Genomic DNA, 18750 nt, shown 5'->3' with positions numbered 1-18750 from the left:
CCGCGCCGCTGACGTACGTTGGCCGTATGAGCGCACGGGGGACACGGGGGACACCGGAAATCGACCTGCGGGCCGCGCACCGGGCGGGGAGCAAGGCGGCGGGCGCGCTGCTGGCCGAGCCGGAGACGGCGGACTGGGTACGGAAGCTGGCCGCGGCGGACGTACCGGACGCCGAGGTGCGGCTGCCCGCCGGGAGCGCGCTCGCCGAGGTACTGCTCGACCTGGCGGTGCCGCAGGAGGAGATCAATCCCGTCGTCGCGGGCCGGGCCGCGCTCGCGGGCGACGAACTGCTGACCGCGCTGCTGGACCGCTGTGTGCGGCTGCTGGTCAGGGACATGGGCGTGGTCGGCGGCGGACGGGACGGCGGACCGCGGTTGGGCCCGTCGATCCCCGAACTCCCGGACGGTACGGGCCCCGCGGGCACGTGGTTCGCGCTCTACGTGCTGGCCGCCGCCGCGCCGCACACCCGCGCCTACCACGCGGGACTCGGCGTACCGCCGGACGTCTCCCGCCGCACCCTGGCCGACGTGGGGCGGCAGTTCGCCGTGCACCGCCGCCGGCACGGCGTCCCCGGCCTGGCCAACTCCTCATGGCTGCTGCGGCACTTCCGCGGTGTGCTCTTCCAGCTCGGCCGCCTCCAGTACGAGCGGACCCGGCTCGGCGGCACGACCGGCGAGGCCGTCGCCGCCGCCGGACTGCCGTACGGACCGGGCGACCCCGCCCTCGCGGTGCACATCCCCGACTTCCACGGACCGCTGACCCCGGACGCCTGCGACGACTCGCTCGCCCGCGCCCGCGCCTTCTTCGCCCGCCACTTCCCGGCCGAGCCGCCCGCCGTGGCCACCTGCCACTCCTGGCTGCTCGACCGCCAGCTCGCCGACCGGCTGCCCGCGGACTCCAACATCGTCCGCTTCCAGAGCCGTTTCCACCCCGGCCGCCCAGGACCCGACCCGGACGACCGGCTCCCCCTGTCCTTCGTCTTCGGCGACGCGACCCTCCCGCTGACCGCCTACCCCCGCCGCACCACCCTCCAGCGCACCCTCCTCGACCACCTCACCTCGGGCGGCCACTGGTACGAGGGCAACGGCTGGTTCCGCTGGGCGGACTGAGCGGCGGCGCGTCCGCGCGGCTACCAGCCGCGCTCGCGCCACTCGTCGAGGTGGGGGCGCTCGGTGCCGAGGGTGGTGTCGTTGCCGTGGCCCGGGTAGACCCAGGTCTCGTCGGGGAGGACGTCGAAGATCTTCTTGGTGACGCCGTCCAGGAGTGAGGCGAAGGCCGCCGGGTCGTCGTGGGTGTTGCCGACGCCGCCCGGGAAGAGGCAGTCGCCGGTGAAGACGTGGGGGTGGCCGTGCGGGTCGTCGTAGACGAGGGCGACGCTGCCCGGGGTGTGGCCGACGAGGTGCCGGGCGGTGAGGGTGATGCGGCCGAAGGTGACGGTGTCGCCGTCGTCCAAGGGCACATCGGTGGGGACGGGCAGGCCGACGGTGTCCGCGCGGCCCGCGTACGTACGGGCCCCGGTCGCCGCGACGACCTCGCGCAGCCCCTGCCAGTGGTCGCCGTGCTGGTGCGTGGTGACGACCGCGTCCAGGCCGTCGGAGCCGATGACGTCGAGCAGCGTCGCCGGTTCGTTGGCCGCGTCGATCATCAGCTGCTTGTCGGTCGCCCGGCAGCGCAGCACATACGCGTTGTTGTTCATCGGCCCGACCGCGACCTTGGTGATGATGAGGTCTTCCAGCTCGTGCACATCGGGCGTCCCGCCCACCGTTACTTCTCCGCTGTACGCCATGGCGCCAGCCTAGAGGCTCGCAGTCCCGGCTCACTCACCGGACCGCCGCCTTCACGCGGCGTCACCGACGGGCGTCTCCGCGAGGAAGCCGTCGACCAGTGCGGCCAGCTCGGCGGGCCGCTCGACGCGCGCCACATGGCCGCTGTCGAGTTCGGCGTAGCGGCTGCCCGCGATGCCCGCCGCCAGCTCGCGCGCGTTCGCGACCGGCACCAGCGCGTCGAGCGCGCAGCCGATCACCAGGGCCGGTGCCTGGACGCGGGGGAGCGCGGCACGGATGTCGAGCGTGATGTCGAGGTCGATCTGCCGCAGCAGATTCGGGGTCGGCCGCATCGCGGTCGCCAGCGCCTCCACGGCCTGCGGGGTCAGGGAGTTGAGGTAGGGGCGGCTGAAGGCGGTCACCATGGCCCAGCGGGCGAAGGCGTCCGGCCGGTCGGCGAGCGTGCGCCACACGGACAGGCCGTTGTGCACGTACGGGTCCTGCTGGCCGCAGAAGCCGGACAGCGCGATCAGCCGGCGCACCAGCCCCGGGTGTTCGGCGGCGGTCAGCACGGCCACGGGCGCGCCCAGCGAGTAGCCGAGCACGTCCACCGGGCCGCGCCCCAGATCCGCCAGCACGGCGGCCAGCTGGGCGGCGAGCAGGCCGGCGGTCAGCGGGCCGCCGTCGTCCTCGGCGGCCTCGCTGCCGGACAGGTCCGGCAGCACGACGGTGTACCGGTCGGTGAAGTAGCCGAGCGCGGACTCCCAGGTCACGGAGCCCGCGCCGGTGCCGTGCACCAGCACGAGCACCGGGCCCGAGCCCTCCACGCGGTACGGGATGCGGGCGCCGTCGACGGTCACGATGGGCATGGCGGTCCTCTTTCCGAGGTCGTCGGGAACGCGGCCGGGGAGCCGGCCGCGACGTCAACGATGCGGCGGCGCGGCCGCATTGAGGAGCGGACCGCACTCCCTAGGACCGGCGGTCCTACCGTCGCGCGGGCCCCGCGCACCGCCGCCGATGACGGAGGATGAGGTCATGCGGACCGAACTGAACCGACGGGAACTCGCCGACTTCCTGCGCCGCTCGCGCGAGCGGCTGCGCCCCGGCGACGTCGGCCTCGCGGCCGGACCCCGGCGCCGTACGCCGGGCCTGCGCCGCGAGGAACTGGCGCTGCTCGCCGGGATGTCCGCCGACTACCTGATGCGCCTGGAACAGGCGCGCAGCCCGCAGCCGTCCACCCAGCTGCTCGGCGCGCTGGCCCGCGCCCTGCGGCTGACCGAGGACGAGCGCGACCATCTGTACGTGCTGGCCGGCCACCGCCCGCCCGAGGGCCGCAGGGCCGGCAGCCACGTACGCCCCGGACTGCTGCACCTGCTCGACCAGCTGACCGGCACCCCCGCGCAGATCGTCGGCGACCTGGGCGACCTGCTCGCGCAGAACGCGATGTCCGAGGCCGTCTTCGGCTGTGTGTGCACGGTCGAGGAGCCGGACCGCAACATCGTGTGGCGCTGGTTCACCGACCCCTTCGTCCGCGAGGCGTTCCCGGAGGAGGAGCACGAGGAGCAGGGCCGGCTCGCGGTCGCCGACCTGCGCACAGCGGTGGCGCGGCGCGGGTCCGGCGACGCGGAGGCCGAGGCGCTGGTGGCCCGGCTGCGCGCGGCCAGCGACGAATTCGCCGCGCTGTGGGACCGGCACGAGGCGGCCGTACGGCGGCGCAGCCGGATGCGGGTGCGGCACCCCGAGGTCGGCCTGGTCGTCTTCGACTACGAGATGCTGCTCAGCCCGGCCGAGGACCAGCGGCTGCGGATCTTCACCCCGCCGCCGGGCACGGCGAGCGCCGAGGCGCTCGACCTGCTGCGGGTCGTCGGCCCTGCGACGGCGCACCGCAGCCACCGGTGACGGCCGGGGGTCAGAGTGGCGGGAGCACGGGCAGCGGGCCGTCCGGCGTGACGGTCAGGCCGTCGTACGGGGCGCGGCCGGAGAGCCAGGCCAGCAGCGGGCGGGTGGCGCCGCTGACGGTCAGGTCGGGCTCGGCGGCGGCGCCGATCGTCCAGTCGGTGCCGGCCTCGGTGTCCAGGATCCGGACGGCGGCGACGCCCTCGTGCCCGGTCAGGCCGTCGGCGAGCACGGCCAGCTCGCGGGCGGCGAAGCCGGCGGGCAGATCCGCGGTGCCGTAGCCGGCGCCGAGGTCCACCAGGTGCAGCCGCAGCTCGACCAGCCGCCGCCAGGGCACCTCGGCGGCGGCGATCACCTTGCCCGAGCGCATCGTGACCTGCGCCGCCCAGCCGGCCGGCGGCACCTGCGCGGCGGCCTCCTCCAGCCGCGCGGCGGAGGCCCGCAGATCGTCGAGCTGGACGTCGAGCGGGCGTCCCGCGCCCTGCTCGATGTCCCGGTCGCGCGTCGCCGCGTCGGCGTACATCGGCGTCTCGACGCCGGTACGCGCCCAGGTCAGCAGATTCACCAGCGCGTCGGCGTTGCGCGCGACATGCGCCAACAGGTGGCCGCGGCTCCAGCCGGGCAGCAGGGACGGCCCGGCGAGGGCGTCGGCGGGCAGCTCGGTCGCCGCGGCCAGGAAGTGCTCGGTGGCTTCCCGTACGGCGACCGCATCGCGGGCGGGATCCGGTCGTTGGACGGTCACGTACCGACGCTAGCGCGTCACCCCGTGCTCGCGCACAGCACACGATCGGGTGATGTGGTGGGAGGATGCCCGTAAATCGAATGTGCGTGCTATATGGTCGGTGCGTCGCAACTCCGCAGAACGAAGAGAACTGGAAGAAAAGCCGAGGGCACCCCGTTTAGGCTGACCGGGGGGTGCCGACCCTCCCCCCGTTTCTATGAAAGGTGCGCACTGGCGTGGCCGATCGACTCACCGTCCGTGGCGCTCGCGAGCACAATCTCAAGAACGTGTCGCTCGACCTGCCCCGCGACTCCCTCATCGTGTTCACCGGGCTGTCCGGATCGGGCAAGTCCTCCCTCGCCTTCGACACGATCTTCGCCGAGGGCCAGCGCCGGTACGTCGAATCGCTGTCCTCGTACGCGCGCCAGTTCCTCGGCCAGATGGACAAGCCCGACGTCGACTTCATCGAGGGCCTGTCTCCCGCCGTCTCCATCGACCAGAAGTCCACCTCGCGCAACCCGCGCTCGACGGTGGGCACCATCACCGAGGTCTACGACTACCTCCGGCTGCTCTTCGCCCGGATCGGCAAGCCGCACTGCCCCGAGTGCGGCCGGCCGATCTCCCGGCAGTCGCCGCAGGCCATCGTGGACCGGGTGCTGGAACTGGAGGAGGGCAGCCGCTTCCAGGTGCTGTCCCCGCTGGTCCGCGAGCGCAAGGGCGAATTCGTCGACCTCTTCGCCGACCTCCAGACCAAGGGCTACAGCCGGGCCCGGGTGGACGGCGCCACGATCCAGCTCACCGACCCGCCCAAGCTGAAGAAGCAGGAGAAGCACACCGTCGAGGTCGTCGTCGACCGCCTCACGGTGAAGGACAGCGCCAAGCGCCGGCTCACGGACTCCGTCGAGACCGCGCTCGGCCTGTCCGGCGGCATGGTCATCCTGGACTTCGTGGACCTCCCGGAGGACGACCCGCAGCGCGAGCGGATGTTCTCCGAGCACCTGTACTGCCCGTACGACGACCTGTCCTTCGAGGAGCTGGAGCCGCGCTCCTTCTCCTTCAACTCGCCCTTCGGCGCCTGCCCCGACTGCACCGGCATCGGCTCCCGCATGGAGGTCGACCCGGAGCTGATCGTCCCCGACGAGGACAAGTCCCTGGCCGAGGGCGCCATCGCGCCCTGGACCGGCGGCATGTCCAAGGGCTACTTCGAGCGGCTGGTCGAGGGCCTGGCGGGCGAGCTGGGCTTCCGCACCGACATCCCCTGGGCGGGCCTGCCCGCCCGCGCCAAGAAGGCCCTGCTCTACGGCCACAAGGCCGAGGTCCGCGTCGCGTACAAGAACAGGTACGGGCGCGAGCGCGCGTACAACGCGCATTTCGAGGGCGCCATCCCGTTCGTCAAGCGGCGCCACCAGGACTCCGAGTCCGACTCCAGCCGGGAGCGCTTCGAGGGCTACATGCGCGAAGTGCCTTGCCCCACCTGCCACGGCAGCAGGCTCAAGCCGATCGTGCTGGCCGTCACCGTCCAGGACCGCTCCATCGCCGACGTCTCCGCGATGTCGATCAGCGACTGCGCCGAATTCCTCGGCGCGATGAAGCTGGACGCGCGCGACAAGAAGATCGCCGAGCGGGTCCTGAAGGAGGTCAACGAACGGCTGAAGTTCCTGGTCGACGTCGGCCTGGACTACCTCTCGCTCAACCGCGCAGCGGGCACCCTGTCCGGCGGTGAGGCCCAGCGCATCCGGCTCGCCACCCAGATCGGCTCAGGACTGGTCGGCGTGCTGTACGTGCTGGACGAGCCGTCGATCGGTCTGCACCAGCGCGACAACCACCGGCTGATCGAGACGCTGGTGCGGCTGCGCGACCTGGGCAACACCCTGATCGTCGTCGAGCACGACGAGGACACCATCAAGACCGCGGACTGGGTGGTGGACATCGGCCCCGGCGCCGGTGAGCACGGCGGCAAGGTCGTGCACTCGGGATCGCTGAAGGAGCTGCTGGTCAACGACGAGTCGCTGACCGGGCAGTATCTGTCCGGCCGCCGCGTCATCGTCACCCCGGACGCGCGCCGCCCGATCGACCGCAAGCGGCGGCTGACCGTGCACGGCGCCCGCGAGCACAATCTCCAGGACATCGACGTGTCCTTCCCGCTGGGCGTGCTCACCGCCGTCACCGGCGTCTCCGGATCCGGCAAGTCCACGCTGGTCAACGACATCCTCTACACCCACCTGGCCCGCGAGCTGAACGGGGCGCGCAGCGTCCCCGGCCGGCACACCCGGGTGGACGGCGACGACCTGGTGGACAAGGTCGTGCACGTCGACCAGTCGCCGATCGGCCGCACCCCGCGCTCCAACCCGGCCACGTACACCGGTGTCTTCGACCATGTGCGGCGGCTCTTCGCGGAGACGATGGAGGCGAAGGTCCGCGGCTATCTGCCCGGCCGCTTCTCCTTCAACGTCAAGGGCGGCCGCTGCGAGAACTGCTCGGGCGACGGCACGATCAAGATCGAGATGAACTTCCTGCCGGACGTCTACGTGCCGTGCGAGGTCTGCCACGGCGCGCGCTACAACCGCGAGACGCTGGAGGTGCACTACAAGGGCAAGTCCATCGCCGAGGTGCTGGAGATGCCCATCGAGGAGGCGCTGGACTTCTTCGAGGCGGTGCCCGCCATCGCCCGGCACCTGCGCACCCTGCACGAGGTCGGCCTCGGATACGTCCGGCTCGGCCAGTCCGCGCCGACGCTGTCCGGCGGCGAGGCGCAGCGCGTGAAGCTCGCCTCGGAGCTGCAGAAGCGCTCCACCGGCCGCACCGTCTACGTGCTGGACGAGCCGACCACCGGTCTGCACTTCGAGGACATCAGCAAGCTGATCAAGGTGCTCCAGGGGCTGGTCGACAAGGGCAACACCGTGATCGTCATCGAGCACAATCTCGATGTCATCAAGACCGCCGACTGGGTGGTCGACATGGGCCCCGAGGGCGGCAACGGCGGCGGTCAGGTCGTCGCCGAGGGCACCCCGGAGCAGATCGCGGGCGTTCCGGCCAGCCACACCGGCAAGTTCCTGCGCGATGTGCTGGGCGCCGAGCGGGTCAGCGACGCGGCGGCGGCGTCCGCCTCGCCCGCGCCCAAGAAGCGGGCGACCGCGGCGAAGAAGGCTGCCCCGGCCACGGCCGCCAAGAAGACGGCGGCCAAGAAGACCGCGGCCAAGAAGACGGCGGCGCCGCGCAAGCGGACGGCGGGCAAGGCGTAGGGCGGTACGCCGCAGCGCCGTACGCCGGGGGGCCGACCGCCGCGGCGCGCGCGTACGGGCCCCCGCGCGGCACAGAAGGAACGGACAGGTCGGGGACGTAGGGTTCGGGTCGCGAGATCCTCCCCACTTCCCCGACCTGGAGCGCCCATGACCACCGAACTGCCCGCCTGCCGCCGTACCGTGCTGCGCGGCGCCGCCCTGGCCGGAGCCGCCGGGCTCGGCCTCACCGCGTGCGGCGGCTCCGGCGGCGGTTCGTCCGACGGGCCGACGAAGCCGGTGGAGCTGGGCGCGGCCAGTGAGGTGCCGGTCGGCGGCGCCAAGCTCTACCGCGACGACAAGGTCGTGGTGGCACAGCCGAAGCAGGGCACCTTCAAGGCGTTCAGCGCGGTGTGCACGCACGCGGGCTGCGTCGTCGACTCGGTGGACGGCACCACGATCTCCTGCCCGTGCCACGGCAGCCAGTTCGACGCCGACACCGGCGCCGTCGTCCAGGGCCCGGCGACCAAGCCGCTGCCCGCCGTCACCGTGACCGTCTCCGGCGGCAAGCTCACCGCGGGCCCCGCCGCCTGACCGGACGGGACACGCGGAAAGCCCTTCTCACGCCCATTCCCAGGCCAGGCCCAGCAGGCCGGGCCGCACCGCCTCCTGGAAGAAGTGCGCGGCCCCGCCGGGCCCGAGCGGCGCCTCGCCGACAGCGCGGCGGGCCGTGCTGTGCGTGGCCTGCTCGAAGCGTTCGCAGCGCACCGGCAGCGCGGCCGGGTCGAAGGACACCCCGAGCACGTACTGGCCGCCGCCGAACACGAAGCCGCGCACGTATTCGGTGCTCGGCGGTCCCGAGCCGTCGGTGAAGCCGTAGTCGAGCAGCGCGGTCTCGCCGCTGCGCAGCCGCGCGTCGAAGAGCAGCTCGGCGACGACCACCCCGGCCGCCGCGTGCCGCCGCACCCGGCCGACCCGGCAGCCGCCGTACGCCCGGAGCGTCACGCCGTCCACCGCGCAGCCGGGATCGCCGTGGTGGATGGCCAGATAGCGGTCCACACCGTCCCGGTGCGCGCGCACCATCTGCTGCGAATCGCGGGCCAGCAGCTCGCGGCCGGCCCCGATGCGGACCCGCTCGACGTGCAGCACGGTGTGCAGCCCGCCGTCGGCCGGCGACCCCAGCTCGTCGAGGATGCCGGTGAGCGCGGGCGCCTGCTCCAGCAGCGAACGGTACGGCCGGGACTGCGGGCGGTCCCTGGCGGCGGGGGAGGGCCGGGGTGGCAGCAGCCGCCGCAGCGAGTGCGCGGGCAGCTCCAGGATCTCCTCCAACGCGGCCACCGCGCGCAGTGATTCGGGCCGCTCGGGGCGGCGCAGCCCGCGCTGCCAGTAGCTGAGGCTGGTCACCCCGACCTGGACGCCGCGCTGCGCGAGCCGGTGCCGCACCCGGTGCAGGGGCCAGGCCCCGGGCGGCCAGCGCCGCCCGCAGCGCCGCGTCGAACGGGCCGGTGCGCAGCGCCTCCGCGAGGTCGGTCCTCGGTGCCATGTCCTCGCTCCTGCCGGATGCGTGCCGCTGGATGCGTGCTGTCGGATGCGGATTGTCGGATACGGATCGTCGGACGCGGGTTGTCGGACGTCTGCTCGCGGGACGCGTCCTGGTGGATCGCGTCCTGCCGGACGTGCCGGGGCACGGGGGTGAATGTTCACCGCGGCCGGGGCCGGGCGGGGGCCGCGCGCCGCGGGTGAGCTGCTCGTCCTCGGCGGCTGTTCACATCCGGGAGCGCGGCGTTCACACCGCGTTCGCCCCTGTATTGAAGCCCGTTGACCCGTACAGGACAACCCCGGGATGCTCGGGGCGTCCCTCCACCCCCACCCTCGTGAGGTACACCATGCCCCCAGCATCCGCGGCGGTACCCCGTACCGCCCGCAGGTCCCTGCGCCGCAGGGTCACCGCGCTCGGCGTCACCCTCCTGTGGGCCCTCGCCCTCGGCTCGGGCACCGCCAACGCCACCCAGAACATCCTCGACATCACCATGCAGCAACAGCAGCAGAGCAATTGGTGCTGGGCCGGCAGCGGCAACACCATCGCGAGCTGGTACGGCTACGGCTACACCCAGAACCAGTTCTGCGACCTGGCGTTCAACCGGTCGACCGGCTCCTCCTGCCCCAACTCGCAGGCCACGCTCGCCAATGTGCAGACCGCCTTCCGCGCCATCGGCATCACGCCCGGCAGCTATGTGACCGGCTACCTGGGCTACGGCACGCTGCAGAGCGAGATCAACGCGGGCCGGCCGGTCGAGACCCGCATCCAGTGGTCGTCCGGCGGCGGCCACATGGAGGTCATCTACGGCTACGACACTGCGAACAACTGGGTGTACTGGGGCGACCCGTGGCCGTCGGACTACCGCTACAACTGGGCCGACTACAGCTACTACGTCAGCAACGGCAGCTTCTCCTGGACCCACTCGCTCTACCGGATCGGGGCGTGACGCCGTGCACAGGTATCTCACCGCGGCAGCGACCGCGGCGCTGACGGTCACCCTGCTCGGCGCGGCCGGTGCCGCCCACGCCGACAGCGGCCCCGCCGCACCCCGTGTCTCCGACCCCCGTACCTCCGCCTCCGACCCCAGTGGCAGCACCGCCCGGGGCGCCGCCTCCTCCCCGGCGGCGCTCGACCTCGCCGGACGGTTCTTCGCGTCGGAGGCGGCCCACTCGGCGGGCACGGCGGGCACATCGGCGTCGGGCGGCAAGGCCCCCGCCGCGCGGCCCGACGCCGTCGGCCCGGCCGCGCGTCCCGCCGCGGCCGGCCCCGCCGACCGCGCCCATGTCACCGGCCCGACCGTCGAGGTGAACACCCTCAACCCGGCCTTCGTCTCCGGTGATCCGGCCGCGCCCGTCGCGCTGCCCGACTTCTGGGCCACCGAGGCCGTCGCCGCGGACGGCAGGACCGCCTCGGTCTGGACGGTGCGCAGCGGCGGCAGTTGGAAGGTCGTCAACATCGCCTCGGGCGCCGACGAGAGCGGCTACGCGGCCCGCGCGGCGGCCGACGGCGGCGGCAGCGTCTTCCGCGAACCGCAGATCAACGCCTGGTACGCACTGCGCGCCGGGCGCGTCCTGCCGCTGAACGACGAGGCGCGGCAGGCGGTGGGGGCGCACGGCGCCACCGTGGCCGCGTACCAGCGGCAGGTGCACGGCCGCTACGCGGACAAGCTGCCGGGCTCCGTGTACGACCGCGACGGCTCCGGCGGCGGCTTCCGTCCGCGGGCGGCGCGGGACGGCGGCACGGACCCCGCGGCCGTCGCGGCGGGCGCGGGCGCGGCGGCGCTGGGCCTCGCGGCGGCGGGCGCCTGGACGGCGCGGCGCCGGCGTACCGCCCGGGTGCCCGCCGCGCGGTGAGACCGGCGGGCGACGGGCGGCACCCCACCCCGCCCGTCGCCCGCCCATCCCGTCGCCCGCCCCACTTCTCGCCCGCCCGTCCCGTCGTCCGCGCGCCCGTTGCCCGCCCAGCCGTCGACCGCGTGGTCCCGTCCCCGCGCGCCCGCCGGCCGGTCCGCGCCGCAGGCGGGAATGTCGCATCCCGCCAGTAGGGTGGGAGACATGGCGGACCCCAGCAGCTATCGACCGAAGCCGGGCCAGATCCCCGACTCTCCCGGGGTCTACAAATTCCGGGACGAACACCGTCGGGTGATCTACGTCGGCAAGGCGAAAAGCCTGCGCCAGCGCCTGTCCTCGTACTTCCAGGACATCACCAACCTGCACCAGCGGACCGCCACGATGGTGACCACCGCCGCCTCCGTCGAGTGGACGGTGGTCTCCACCGAGGTGGAGGCGCTGCAGCTCGAATACTCCTGGATCAAGGAGTTCGACCCGCGGTTCAACGTCAAGTACCGCGACGACAAGAGCTATCCGTCGCTCGCCGTGACGATGAACGAGGAATTCCCGCGGGTCCAGGTGATGCGCGGTCCCAAGCGCAAGGGCGTGCGCTACTTCGGCCCGTACGCGCACGCGTGGGCGATCCGCGAGACCGTCGACCTGCTGCTGCGGGTCTTCCCCGTCCGCACCTGCTCCGCCGGGGTGTTCAAGCGCTCCGCGCAGATCGGCCGCCCCTGCCTGCTCGGCTACATCGGCAAGTGCTCCGCGCCCTGCGTCGGCCGGATCAGCGCCGACGAGCACCGCGAACTGGCCGAGGAATTCTGCGACTTCATGGCCGGTCACGCCGGCACCTATCTGCGCCGCCTGGAGCAGCGGATGAAGGACGCGGCGAGCGCGATGGAGTACGAACAGGCCGCCCGGCTGCGGGACGACCTGGAGGCGCTGCGCCGCGCGATGGAGAAGAACGCGGTGGTGCTCGCCGACGCCACCGACGCCGACCTGATCGCGGTCGCCGAGGACGAGCTGGAAGCGGCCGTGCAGATCTTCCACGTCCGCGGCGGCCGGGTCCGCGGCCAGCGCGGCTGGGTCACCGACAAGGTCGAGGCGGTCGACACCGCGGGCCTGGTCGAGCACGCGCTCCAGCAGCTGTACGGCGACGAGAGCGGTGACGCCGAGCACTCCGGCGGCAGCGGCGGTGTGCCCAAGGAAGTGCTGGTGCCCGCGCTGCCCACCCCCGCGGAACCGGTCGCGCAGTGGCTCAGCGACCGCCGCGGCTCTCACGTCAGCCTGCGCGTCCCGCAGCGCGGCGACAAGAAGGACCTGATGGCCACCGTGCAGCGCAACGCCCAGCAGGCGCTCGCGCTGCACAAGACCAAGCGCGCCTCCGACCTCACCACCCGCTCCCGCGCCCTGGAGGAGATCGCCGCCGCCCTCGACCTGGACACCGCGCCGCTGCGGATCGAGTGCTACGACATCAGCCACCTCCAGGGCGACGACGTGGTCGCGTCCATGGTGGTCTTCGAGGACGGCCTGGCCCGCAAGAGCGAATACCGCCGCTTCCAGATCAAATCCTTTGCCGGGCAGGACGACGTCCGGTCGATGCACGAGGTGATCTCCCGCCGCTTCCGCCGCTATCTGCTGGAGAAGCAGAAGACCGGCGAATGGGACGGCGAGGCAGGCCGATCGCTGGAGTCCGGCGAGGTCACCGCGGACCACGAGGAGCAGGTGTCGGGCCCGATCGACCCCGACACCGGACGGCCGCGCAAATTCGCCTACCCGCCGCAGCTCGTCGTGGTCGACGGCGGCCAGCCGCAGGTCGCCGCGGCCCAGAAGGCGCTCGCGGAGCTGGGCATAGACGACGTCGCCGTGTGCGGCCTCGCCAAGCGCCTCGAAGAGGTGTGGCTGCCCGGCGACGACGACCCGGTGATCCTGCCGCGGTCCAGCGAGGGCCTGTACCTGCTCCAGCGGGTCCGCGATGAGGCGCACCGGTTCGCGATCTCCTACCAGCGCAGCAAGCGCTCCAAGTCGATGAAGGCGGGCGCGCTGGACTCCGTACCGGGGCTCGGCGAGACCCGCAGGCAGGCCCTGCTGAAACACTTCGGCTCGCTGAAGCGGCTGCGCTCGGCGACGATCGAGGAGATCTGCGAGGTCCCGGGGATCGGCCGCCGTACGGCGGAGACGGTCGCCGCGACCCTGGCAGCCGCGGCTCCGGCCGCACCCGCGGTGAACACCGCGACCGGAGAGATCATCGAAGCTGACGACGGCGTCCCGCCCGGGGCGGAGCCGTCCGACCATCGGGGGCAGAGCACATGAGCGAGCAGGACGAACAGGACGGAAAGCACGTGACTTCCGGCGGAGCGGGGGAGGCCGTCGAGGCCATCCCCGAACTGGTGATCATCTCCGGCATGTCCGGAGCGGGCCGCAGCACCGCGGCCAAGTGTCTTGAGGACCTCGGCTGGTTCGTGGTCGACAATCTGCCGCCCGCGCTGATCCCCACGATGGTGGACCTCGGCGCCCGCTCGCAGGGCAATGTCGCCCGGATCGCGGTGGTCGTGGACGTCCGCGGCCGGCAGTTCTTCGACAATCTGCGCGAGTCCCTCGCGGACCTCGCCACCCGCAGCGTCAAGCGCCGGATCATCTACCTGGAGGCGTCCGACGAGGCGCTGGTGCGCCGCTTCGAGTCGGTGCGCCGCCCGCACCCGCTGCAGGGTTCAGGCCGGATCGTCGACGGCATCGCGGCCGAGCGCGACCTGCTGCGCGAACTGCGCGGCGACGCCGACCTGGTGATCGACACCTCCAGCCTCAACGTGCACGAACTGCGCGCCAAGCTGGACGCGCAGTTCGCCGGCGAGGAGGAGCCGGAACTCCGGGCCACCGTCATGTCGTTCGGCTTCAAGTACGGCCTGCCCGTCGACGCCGACCTGGTGGTGGACTGCCGCTTCCTGCCCAACCCGCACTGGGTGCCGGAACTGCGCCCCTTCACCGGGCTCAACGACGAGGTGGCGCAGTATGTGTTCAACCAGCCCGGCGCCAAGGAGTTCCTCGACCGGTACGCCGAGCTGCTGCACATCATCGCCGCCGGTTACCGCCGGGAGGGCAAGCGGTACGTGACGATCGCGGTCGGCTGCACGGGCGGCAAGCACCGCAGCGTGGCGATGTCGGAACGGCTGGCGGCGCGGCTGGCCGCGGATGGGGTGGAGACCGTGACGGTGCACAGGGACATGGGGCGCGAGTGATCATGACGGGTCGGCGGCGGCGCCGGAGTCCGGACCGCCGCGCCGGGGTGCCGCCCAAGGTGGTCGCCCTCGGCGGCGGGCACGGCCTGGCCGCCTCGCTCGCCGCACTGCGCCGGATCACCGGCGACCTGACCGCGGTGGTCACCGTCGCGGACGACGGCGGCTCCAGCGGACGGCTGCGGCAGGAGATGGGCGTCCTGCCGCCCGGCGACCTGCGCAAGGCGCTCGCCGCGCTGTGCGGGGACGACGAATGGGGGCGGACATGGGCCCGAGTGGTCCAGCACCGCTTCACCAGCGAGGGTGATCTGCACGGCCACGCGGTCGGCAATCTGCTCATCGTCGCGCTGTGGGAACAGCTGAACGACGAGGTCGCCGCACTGGAGTGGGTCGGGCGGCTGCTGGGCGCCCACGGCAGGGTGCTGCCGATGTCCGCGGTGCCGCTCGACCTGCACGCGATCGTCCGCGGCCACGACCCGGCGCTGCCCGACGAGATCAGCACCGTACGCGGCCAGGCCACCGTCGCCCTCACCCCCGGTGAAGTGCAGGAAGTCCAGGTCGTACCGGTCGATCCGCCCGCCGTGCCGGAGGCCGTGCAGGCCGTGCTCGACGCCGACTGGGTGGTGCTCGGACCCGGCTCCTGGTTCTCCTCGGTGATCCCGCACCTGCTGGTGCCGGAGCTGGCCGAGGCGGTCATGAGCACCAGGGCCCGACGGGTCCTCACGCTGAACCTCGCGCCGCAGCCGGGAGAGACGGAAGGATTTTCTCCGCAGCGTCACTTGGAGGTTTTGGCCCGACACGCCCCTAAACTCACCATCGACGTGGTTCTCGCCGACGAGGCCGCCGTACCCGACCGCGACAGCCTCTCCGAGGCCGCGCAGCGTTTGGGCGGCACGGTCGAGCTGGCTCCGGTCGCCGCCCCCGACGGGCCGCGGCACGACCCGGAGCTGTTGGCCGCCGCGTATGACAGGATTTTTCGTATGCGTGGAAGGATCGGCCCATGGCGATGACGGCAGCGGTGAAGGACGAGATCTCCCGGCTTCCCGTCACCCGGACCTGCTGCCGGAAGGCGGAGGTCTCGTCGATCCTGCGGTTCGCGGGCGGGCTGCACCTGGTGAGCGGCCGGATCGTGATCGAGGCGGAGCTGGACACCGGGATCGCGGCGCGCCGGCTGCGCAAGGACATCCTGGAGATCTTCGGGCACGCCTCCGACCTGGTGGTGATGGCCCCCGGCGGGCTGCGCCGCGGCAGCCGGTACGTGGTCCGGGTCGTCGCGGGCGGCGACCAGCTCGCCCGGCAGACCGGTCTGGTGGACGGCCGCGGCCGGCCGATCCGCGGCCTGCCCCCGCAGGTCGTCTCCGGCGCCACCTGCGACGCCGAGGCGGCCTGGCGCGGCGCCTTCCTCGCCCACGGCTCGCTCACCGAGCCCGGCCGCTCCTCCTCGCTGGAGGTCACCTGCCCGGGACCCGAGGCCGCGCTCGCCCTGGTCGGCGCGGCCCGCCGGCTGCAGATCCCCGCCAAGGCCCGCGAGGTCCGCAATGTGGACCGGGTCGTCGTACGCGACGGCGACGCGATCGGCGCGCTGCTGACCCGGCTCGGCGCCCACGACTCGGTGCTGGCCTGGGAGGAGCGCCGGATGCGGCGCGAGGTGCGGGCCACCGCCAACCGGCTCGCCAACTTCGACGACGCCAATCTGCGCAGGTCCGCCCGGGCCGCGGTGGCGGCCGGCGCCCGCGTGCAGCGCGCGCTGGAGATCCTCGGCGACGACGTACCCGAACATCTGGCGGCGGCCGGGCAGCTTCGGATGGACCACAAGCAGGCGTCACTGGAGGAGCTGGGCTCGCTCGCCGAGCCGCCGCTGACCAAGGACGCGGTGGCCGGCCGGATCCGCCGGCTGCTGGCGATGGCCGACAAGCGCGCCTCCGACCTGGGCCTTCCCGGCACCGACGCCAATCTCACCGACGAAATGGTCGGCTGAGGGGCGCACCGCGGGCACCCGCCGGGCGGACGGAGCGGACGCGTCCCCGGCGGGGCGCGGCCGGTCGGCCGGGCGCGCGGCCCGATGTCACCTCCCGGGCCCGGGCCGGGTAGGCTCGGGCGTGGTCGGGGACATCCCATATTTCGCAGCCGGAGAGGGCTCCGGCGAATGAGCGAGGAGATCGGTTCGTGACGATCCGGGTAGGCATCAACGGCTTTGGCCGCATCGGTCGTAATTTCTTCCGCGCCGCCTTGGAGCAGGGTGCGGACATCGAGATCGTGGCTGTCAACGACCTGGGTGACACCGCGACGACGGCGCACCTGCTGAAGTACGACACCATCCTGGGCCGCCTCAAGGCCGAGGTGAGCCACACCGCCGACTCGATCACGGTCGACGGCAAGACCATCAAGGTGCTCGCCGAGCGCGACCCCGCCGCCATCAAGTGGGGCGAGCTGGGCGTCGACATCGTCATCGAGTCGACCGGCATCTTCACCAAGGCCGCGGACGCGGGCAAGCACATCGCGGGCGGTGCCAAGAAGGTCATCATCTCGGCGCCCGCCAAGGACGAGGACATCACGATCGTGATGGGCGTCAACCAGGACAAGTACGACCCCGCGAACCACCACATCATCTCCAACGCCTCCTGCACCACCAACTGTGTGGCGCCGATGGCGAAGGTGCTGCTGGAGAACTTCGGCATCGTCAAGGGCCTGATGACGACGGTGCACGCGTACACCAACGACCAGCGCATCCTGGACTTCCCGCACAAGGACCTGCGCCGCGCCCGCGCCGCCGCCGAGAACATCATCCCGACCACCACGGGTGCCGCGAAGGCCACCGCGCTGGTCATCCCGGAGCTGGCGGGCAAGCTGGACGGCCTGGCCATGCGCGTCCCGGTCCCGACCGGCTCGGTCACCGACCTGGTCGTCGACCTGGAGCGCGAGGTCACCAAGGACGAGGTCAACGCCGCCTTCCAGAAGGCGTCCGAGGGCCAGCTCAAGGGCCTGCTGGAGTACACCGAGGACCCGATCGTCTCCTCGGACATCGTGAACTGGCCGGCCTCCTGCACCTTCGACTCGTCCCTGACCATGGTCCAGGGCAAGACCGTCAAGGTCATCGGCTGGTACGACAACGAGTGGGGCTACTCCAACCGCCTCGTGGACCTCTCGGTCTTCGTCGGCGGCCAGCTCTGACGGCCCAGCGGCCGACGCACACAGCGATGTGAGGGACAGGGTCCGGACGGGCGCGACGACGCGCCGGTCCGGACCCTGTCCCTTGCCCGCGCTCTCCGGCGCCTCCGGCGCCCTTCCGTGGCTCTCAGTACCCGCCGCAGTACCCGTAGGAGACCGTACAGATGAAGACGATCGACGACCTGATCAGCGAGGGGCGGATCGCCGGCAAGCGGGTGTTCGTCCGCGCCGACCTCAATGTCCCGCTCTCCGGGGACACCATCACCGACGACGGCCGGATCCGGGCCGCCGTCCCCACCGTCAGCAAGCTCGCCGAGGCCGGCGCCAAGGTGATCGTGGCCTCGCACCTCGGCCGCCCCAAGGGCGAGCCCGACCCGCAGTTCTCGCTCGCCCCGGTGGCCAAGCGGCTCGGTGAGCTGCTCGGCAAGGACGTCACCTTCGCGACCGACACCGTCGGCGACAGCGCCACCGCCACCGTGGCGGGCCTGGCCGACGGGCAGGTCGCGCTGCTGGAGAACCTGCGCTTCAACGCCGGCGAGACGGCCAAGGACGACGCCGAGCGCGGCGCTTTCGCGGACCGCCTCGCCGAACTGGCCGACACCTACGTCGGCGACGGCTTCGGCGCCGTGCACCGCAAGCACGCCTCGGTGTACGACCTGCCGGCCCGCCTCCCGCACGCCGCCGGCGGCCTGATCGCCACCGAGGTCGGCGTCCTGAAGAAGCTCACCGAGGACGTCTCGCGCCCCTACGCGGTGGTGCTCGGCGGATCCAAGGTCTCCGACAAGCTCGGCGTGATCGACCACCTGCTGGACAAGGCCGACCGCATCCTGGTCGGCGGCGGCATGGTCTTCACCTTCCTCAAGGCCCAGGGCCACGAGGTCGGCAAGAGCCTGCTCCAGGAGGACCAGATCCCGGTGGTGCTCGACTACCTGGAGCGCGCCAAGGCCAAGGGCGTGGAATTCGTGCTGCCGGTCGACGTCGTCGGCGCCACCGAGTTCCCCGACCTCAAGACGAAGGCGCCGTCCTCGCCGGTCAACGCGGCCGTGGACGCGATCCCCGCCGACCTGATCGGCCTGGACATCGGCCCGGAGTCCCGCAAGCTGTTCGCGGCCAAGCTCGCCGACACCGCGACCATCTTCTGGAACGGCCCGATGGGTGTCTTCGAGCACCCGGACTTCGCCGACGGCACCCGCGCCGTCGCGCAGGCGCTGCTCGACTCCGACGCCTTCAGCGTGGTCGGCGGCGGCGACTCGGCCGCGGCCGTCCGCATCCTGGGCTTCGACGAGAACGCTTTCGGCCACATTTCCACCGGCGGCGGCGCGAGCCTCGAATACCTGGAGGGCAAGACCCTCCCCGGCCTTGCGGCCCTGGAGGGCTGATCC

General features: G+C 72.6%; 16 protein-coding genes. 12 read left to right on the top strand and 4 right to left on the bottom strand.

What is annotated here, in order from left to right; genetic code table 11:
• Positions 1–26 precede the first annotated feature (26 nt).
• A complete protein-coding gene (locus BM076_RS17250; protein ID WP_177246483.1) occupies positions 27–1109 on the top strand; it encodes an acyltransferase domain-containing protein in 1083 nt (360 codons plus the stop codon).
• Positions 1110–1129: 20 nt separating this feature from the next.
• Here the strand turns inward: BM076_RS17250 and BM076_RS17245 are convergent, their stop codons facing one another.
• Together BM076_RS17245 and BM076_RS17240 are read right to left on the bottom strand one after the other, a co-directional pair.
• Positions 1130–1786 (bottom strand): MBL fold metallo-hydrolase, encoded by a 657-nt coding sequence (locus BM076_RS17245; protein ID WP_093714449.1) that lies wholly within the window; start codon positions 1784–1786, stop codon positions 1130–1132.
• A gap of 51 nt (positions 1787–1837) precedes the next feature.
• On the bottom strand, positions 1838–2632 hold the full coding sequence (locus BM076_RS17240; protein ID WP_093714448.1) for an alpha/beta fold hydrolase: 795 nt from the start codon (positions 2630–2632) through the stop codon (positions 1838–1840).
• A gap of 166 nt (positions 2633–2798) precedes the next feature.
• Here BM076_RS17240 and BM076_RS17235 point away from each other — a divergent pair, with 166 nt between their 5' ends.
• The gene (locus BM076_RS17235) at positions 2799–3662 is read left to right on the top strand and encodes a helix-turn-helix transcriptional regulator (protein WP_093714447.1); all 864 of its coding nucleotides are present in this window, start codon (positions 2799–2801) and stop codon (positions 3660–3662) included.
• 10 nt (positions 3663–3672) lie between these two features.
• Here BM076_RS17235 and BM076_RS17230 read toward each other — a convergent pair whose 3' ends face one another.
• Positions 3673–4401, bottom strand: coding sequence for a maleylpyruvate isomerase family mycothiol-dependent enzyme (locus BM076_RS17230; RefSeq protein ID WP_093714446.1), 729 nt, complete (start codon positions 4399–4401; stop codon positions 3673–3675).
• Positions 4402–4616: 215 nt separating this feature from the next.
• On the opposite strand from BM076_RS17230, the gene uvrA reads away from it, so the two are divergent.
• Together uvrA and BM076_RS17220 are read left to right on the top strand one after the other, a co-directional pair.
• The gene (uvrA, locus tag BM076_RS17225) at positions 4617–7622 is read left to right on the top strand and encodes an excinuclease ABC subunit UvrA (RefSeq protein WP_093714445.1); all 3006 of its coding nucleotides are present in this window, start codon (positions 4617–4619) and stop codon (positions 7620–7622) included.
• Between the two features lie 147 nt (positions 7623–7769).
• Positions 7770–8192 (top strand): Rieske (2Fe-2S) protein, encoded by a 423-nt coding sequence (locus BM076_RS17220; RefSeq protein WP_093714444.1) that lies wholly within the window; start codon positions 7770–7772, stop codon positions 8190–8192.
• 27 nt (positions 8193–8219) lie between these two features.
• On the opposite strand, the gene BM076_RS17215 is transcribed toward BM076_RS17220, so the two are convergent.
• Complete coding sequence (locus tag BM076_RS17215; RefSeq protein WP_407640667.1) at positions 8220–9041, bottom strand: hypothetical protein; 822 nt, start codon at positions 9039–9041, stop codon at positions 8220–8222.
• A 443-nt stretch (positions 9042–9484) separates the two neighbouring features.
• On the opposite strand from BM076_RS17215, the gene BM076_RS17210 reads away from it, so the two are divergent.
• The 8 genes from BM076_RS17210 (at position 9485) to BM076_RS17175 (ending at position 18747) form a co-directional block, all read left to right on the top strand.
• Positions 9485–10084 (top strand): papain-like cysteine protease family protein, encoded by a 600-nt coding sequence (locus BM076_RS17210; protein WP_093714443.1) that lies wholly within the window; start codon positions 9485–9487, stop codon positions 10082–10084.
• A 4-nt stretch (positions 10085–10088) separates the two neighbouring features.
• Positions 10089–10991: a hypothetical protein gene (locus BM076_RS17205; protein WP_093714442.1), complete on the top strand. Its 903-nt coding sequence runs from the start codon at positions 10089–10091 to the stop codon at positions 10989–10991.
• Positions 10992–11192: 201 nt separating this feature from the next.
• Positions 11193–13280: an excinuclease ABC subunit UvrC gene (uvrC, locus tag BM076_RS17200; protein ID WP_093714441.1), complete on the top strand. Its 2088-nt coding sequence runs from the start codon at positions 11193–11195 to the stop codon at positions 13278–13280.
• Positions 13277–14203 (top strand): RNase adapter RapZ, encoded by a 927-nt coding sequence (rapZ, locus tag BM076_RS17195; protein ID WP_245796114.1) that lies wholly within the window; start codon positions 13277–13279, stop codon positions 14201–14203. The genes uvrC and rapZ overlap by 4 nt, the downstream gene beginning before the upstream one ends.
• 2 nt (positions 14204–14205) lie before the next feature.
• Positions 14206–15210: a gluconeogenesis factor YvcK family protein gene (locus BM076_RS17190; protein ID WP_093714585.1), complete on the top strand. Its 1005-nt coding sequence runs from the start codon at positions 14206–14208 to the stop codon at positions 15208–15210.
• Positions 15201–16178: a DNA-binding protein WhiA gene (gene whiA, locus BM076_RS17185; protein WP_093714440.1), complete on the top strand. Its 978-nt coding sequence runs from the start codon at positions 15201–15203 to the stop codon at positions 16176–16178. Before BM076_RS17190 ends, whiA begins: the two co-directional genes overlap by 10 nt.
• A 188-nt stretch (positions 16179–16366) precedes the next feature.
• Entirely contained in the window at positions 16367–17371 is a 1005-nt protein-coding gene (gene gap, locus BM076_RS17180) for a type I glyceraldehyde-3-phosphate dehydrogenase (RefSeq protein WP_093714439.1), read from the top strand.
• A 161-nt stretch (positions 17372–17532) separates the two neighbouring features.
• The gene (locus BM076_RS17175; protein ID WP_093714438.1) at positions 17533–18747 is read left to right on the top strand and encodes a phosphoglycerate kinase; all 1215 of its coding nucleotides are present in this window, start codon (positions 17533–17535) and stop codon (positions 18745–18747) included.
• Positions 18748–18750 lie beyond the last annotated feature (3 nt).

Origin of the sequence: Actinacidiphila alni (genome assembly GCF_900112845.1) — a bacterium.
Classification (GTDB): domain Bacteria; phylum Actinomycetota; class Actinomycetes; order Streptomycetales; family Streptomycetaceae; genus Actinacidiphila; species Actinacidiphila alni.
This window is presented reverse-complemented; position numbering and strand designations above follow the sequence as displayed.

Excerpts from the sequence above, each read along its gene's own strand:
- BM076_RS17190 (WP_093714585.1), top strand. The coding sequence starts at position 14,206 with ATGACGGGTCGGCGGCGGCGCCGGAGTCCGGACCGCCGCGCCGGGGTG.
- uvrC (WP_093714441.1), top strand. The coding sequence starts at position 11,193 with ATGGCGGACCCCAGCAGCTATCGACCGAAGCCGGGCCAGATCCCCGAC.
- rapZ (WP_245796114.1), top strand. The coding sequence starts at position 13,277 with ATGAGCGAGCAGGACGAACAGGACGGAAAGCACGTGACTTCCGGCGGA.
- BM076_RS17175 (WP_093714438.1), top strand. The coding sequence starts at position 17,533 with ATGAAGACGATCGACGACCTGATCAGCGAGGGGCGGATCGCCGGCAAG.
- whiA (WP_093714440.1), top strand. The coding sequence starts at position 15,201 with ATGGCGATGACGGCAGCGGTGAAGGACGAGATCTCCCGGCTTCCCGTC.
- BM076_RS17220 (WP_093714444.1), top strand. The coding sequence starts at position 7,770 with ATGACCACCGAACTGCCCGCCTGCCGCCGTACCGTGCTGCGCGGCGCC.
- BM076_RS17245 (WP_093714449.1), bottom strand. The coding sequence starts at position 1,786 with ATGGCGTACAGCGGAGAAGTAACGGTGGGCGGGACGCCCGATGTGCAC.
- BM076_RS17235 (WP_093714447.1), top strand. The coding sequence starts at position 2,799 with ATGCGGACCGAACTGAACCGACGGGAACTCGCCGACTTCCTGCGCCGC.
- BM076_RS17250 (WP_177246483.1), top strand. The coding sequence starts at position 27 with ATGAGCGCACGGGGGACACGGGGGACACCGGAAATCGACCTGCGGGCC.
- BM076_RS17240 (WP_093714448.1), bottom strand. The coding sequence starts at position 2,632 with ATGCCCATCGTGACCGTCGACGGCGCCCGCATCCCGTACCGCGTGGAG.
- BM076_RS17210 (WP_093714443.1), top strand. The coding sequence starts at position 9,485 with ATGCCCCCAGCATCCGCGGCGGTACCCCGTACCGCCCGCAGGTCCCTG.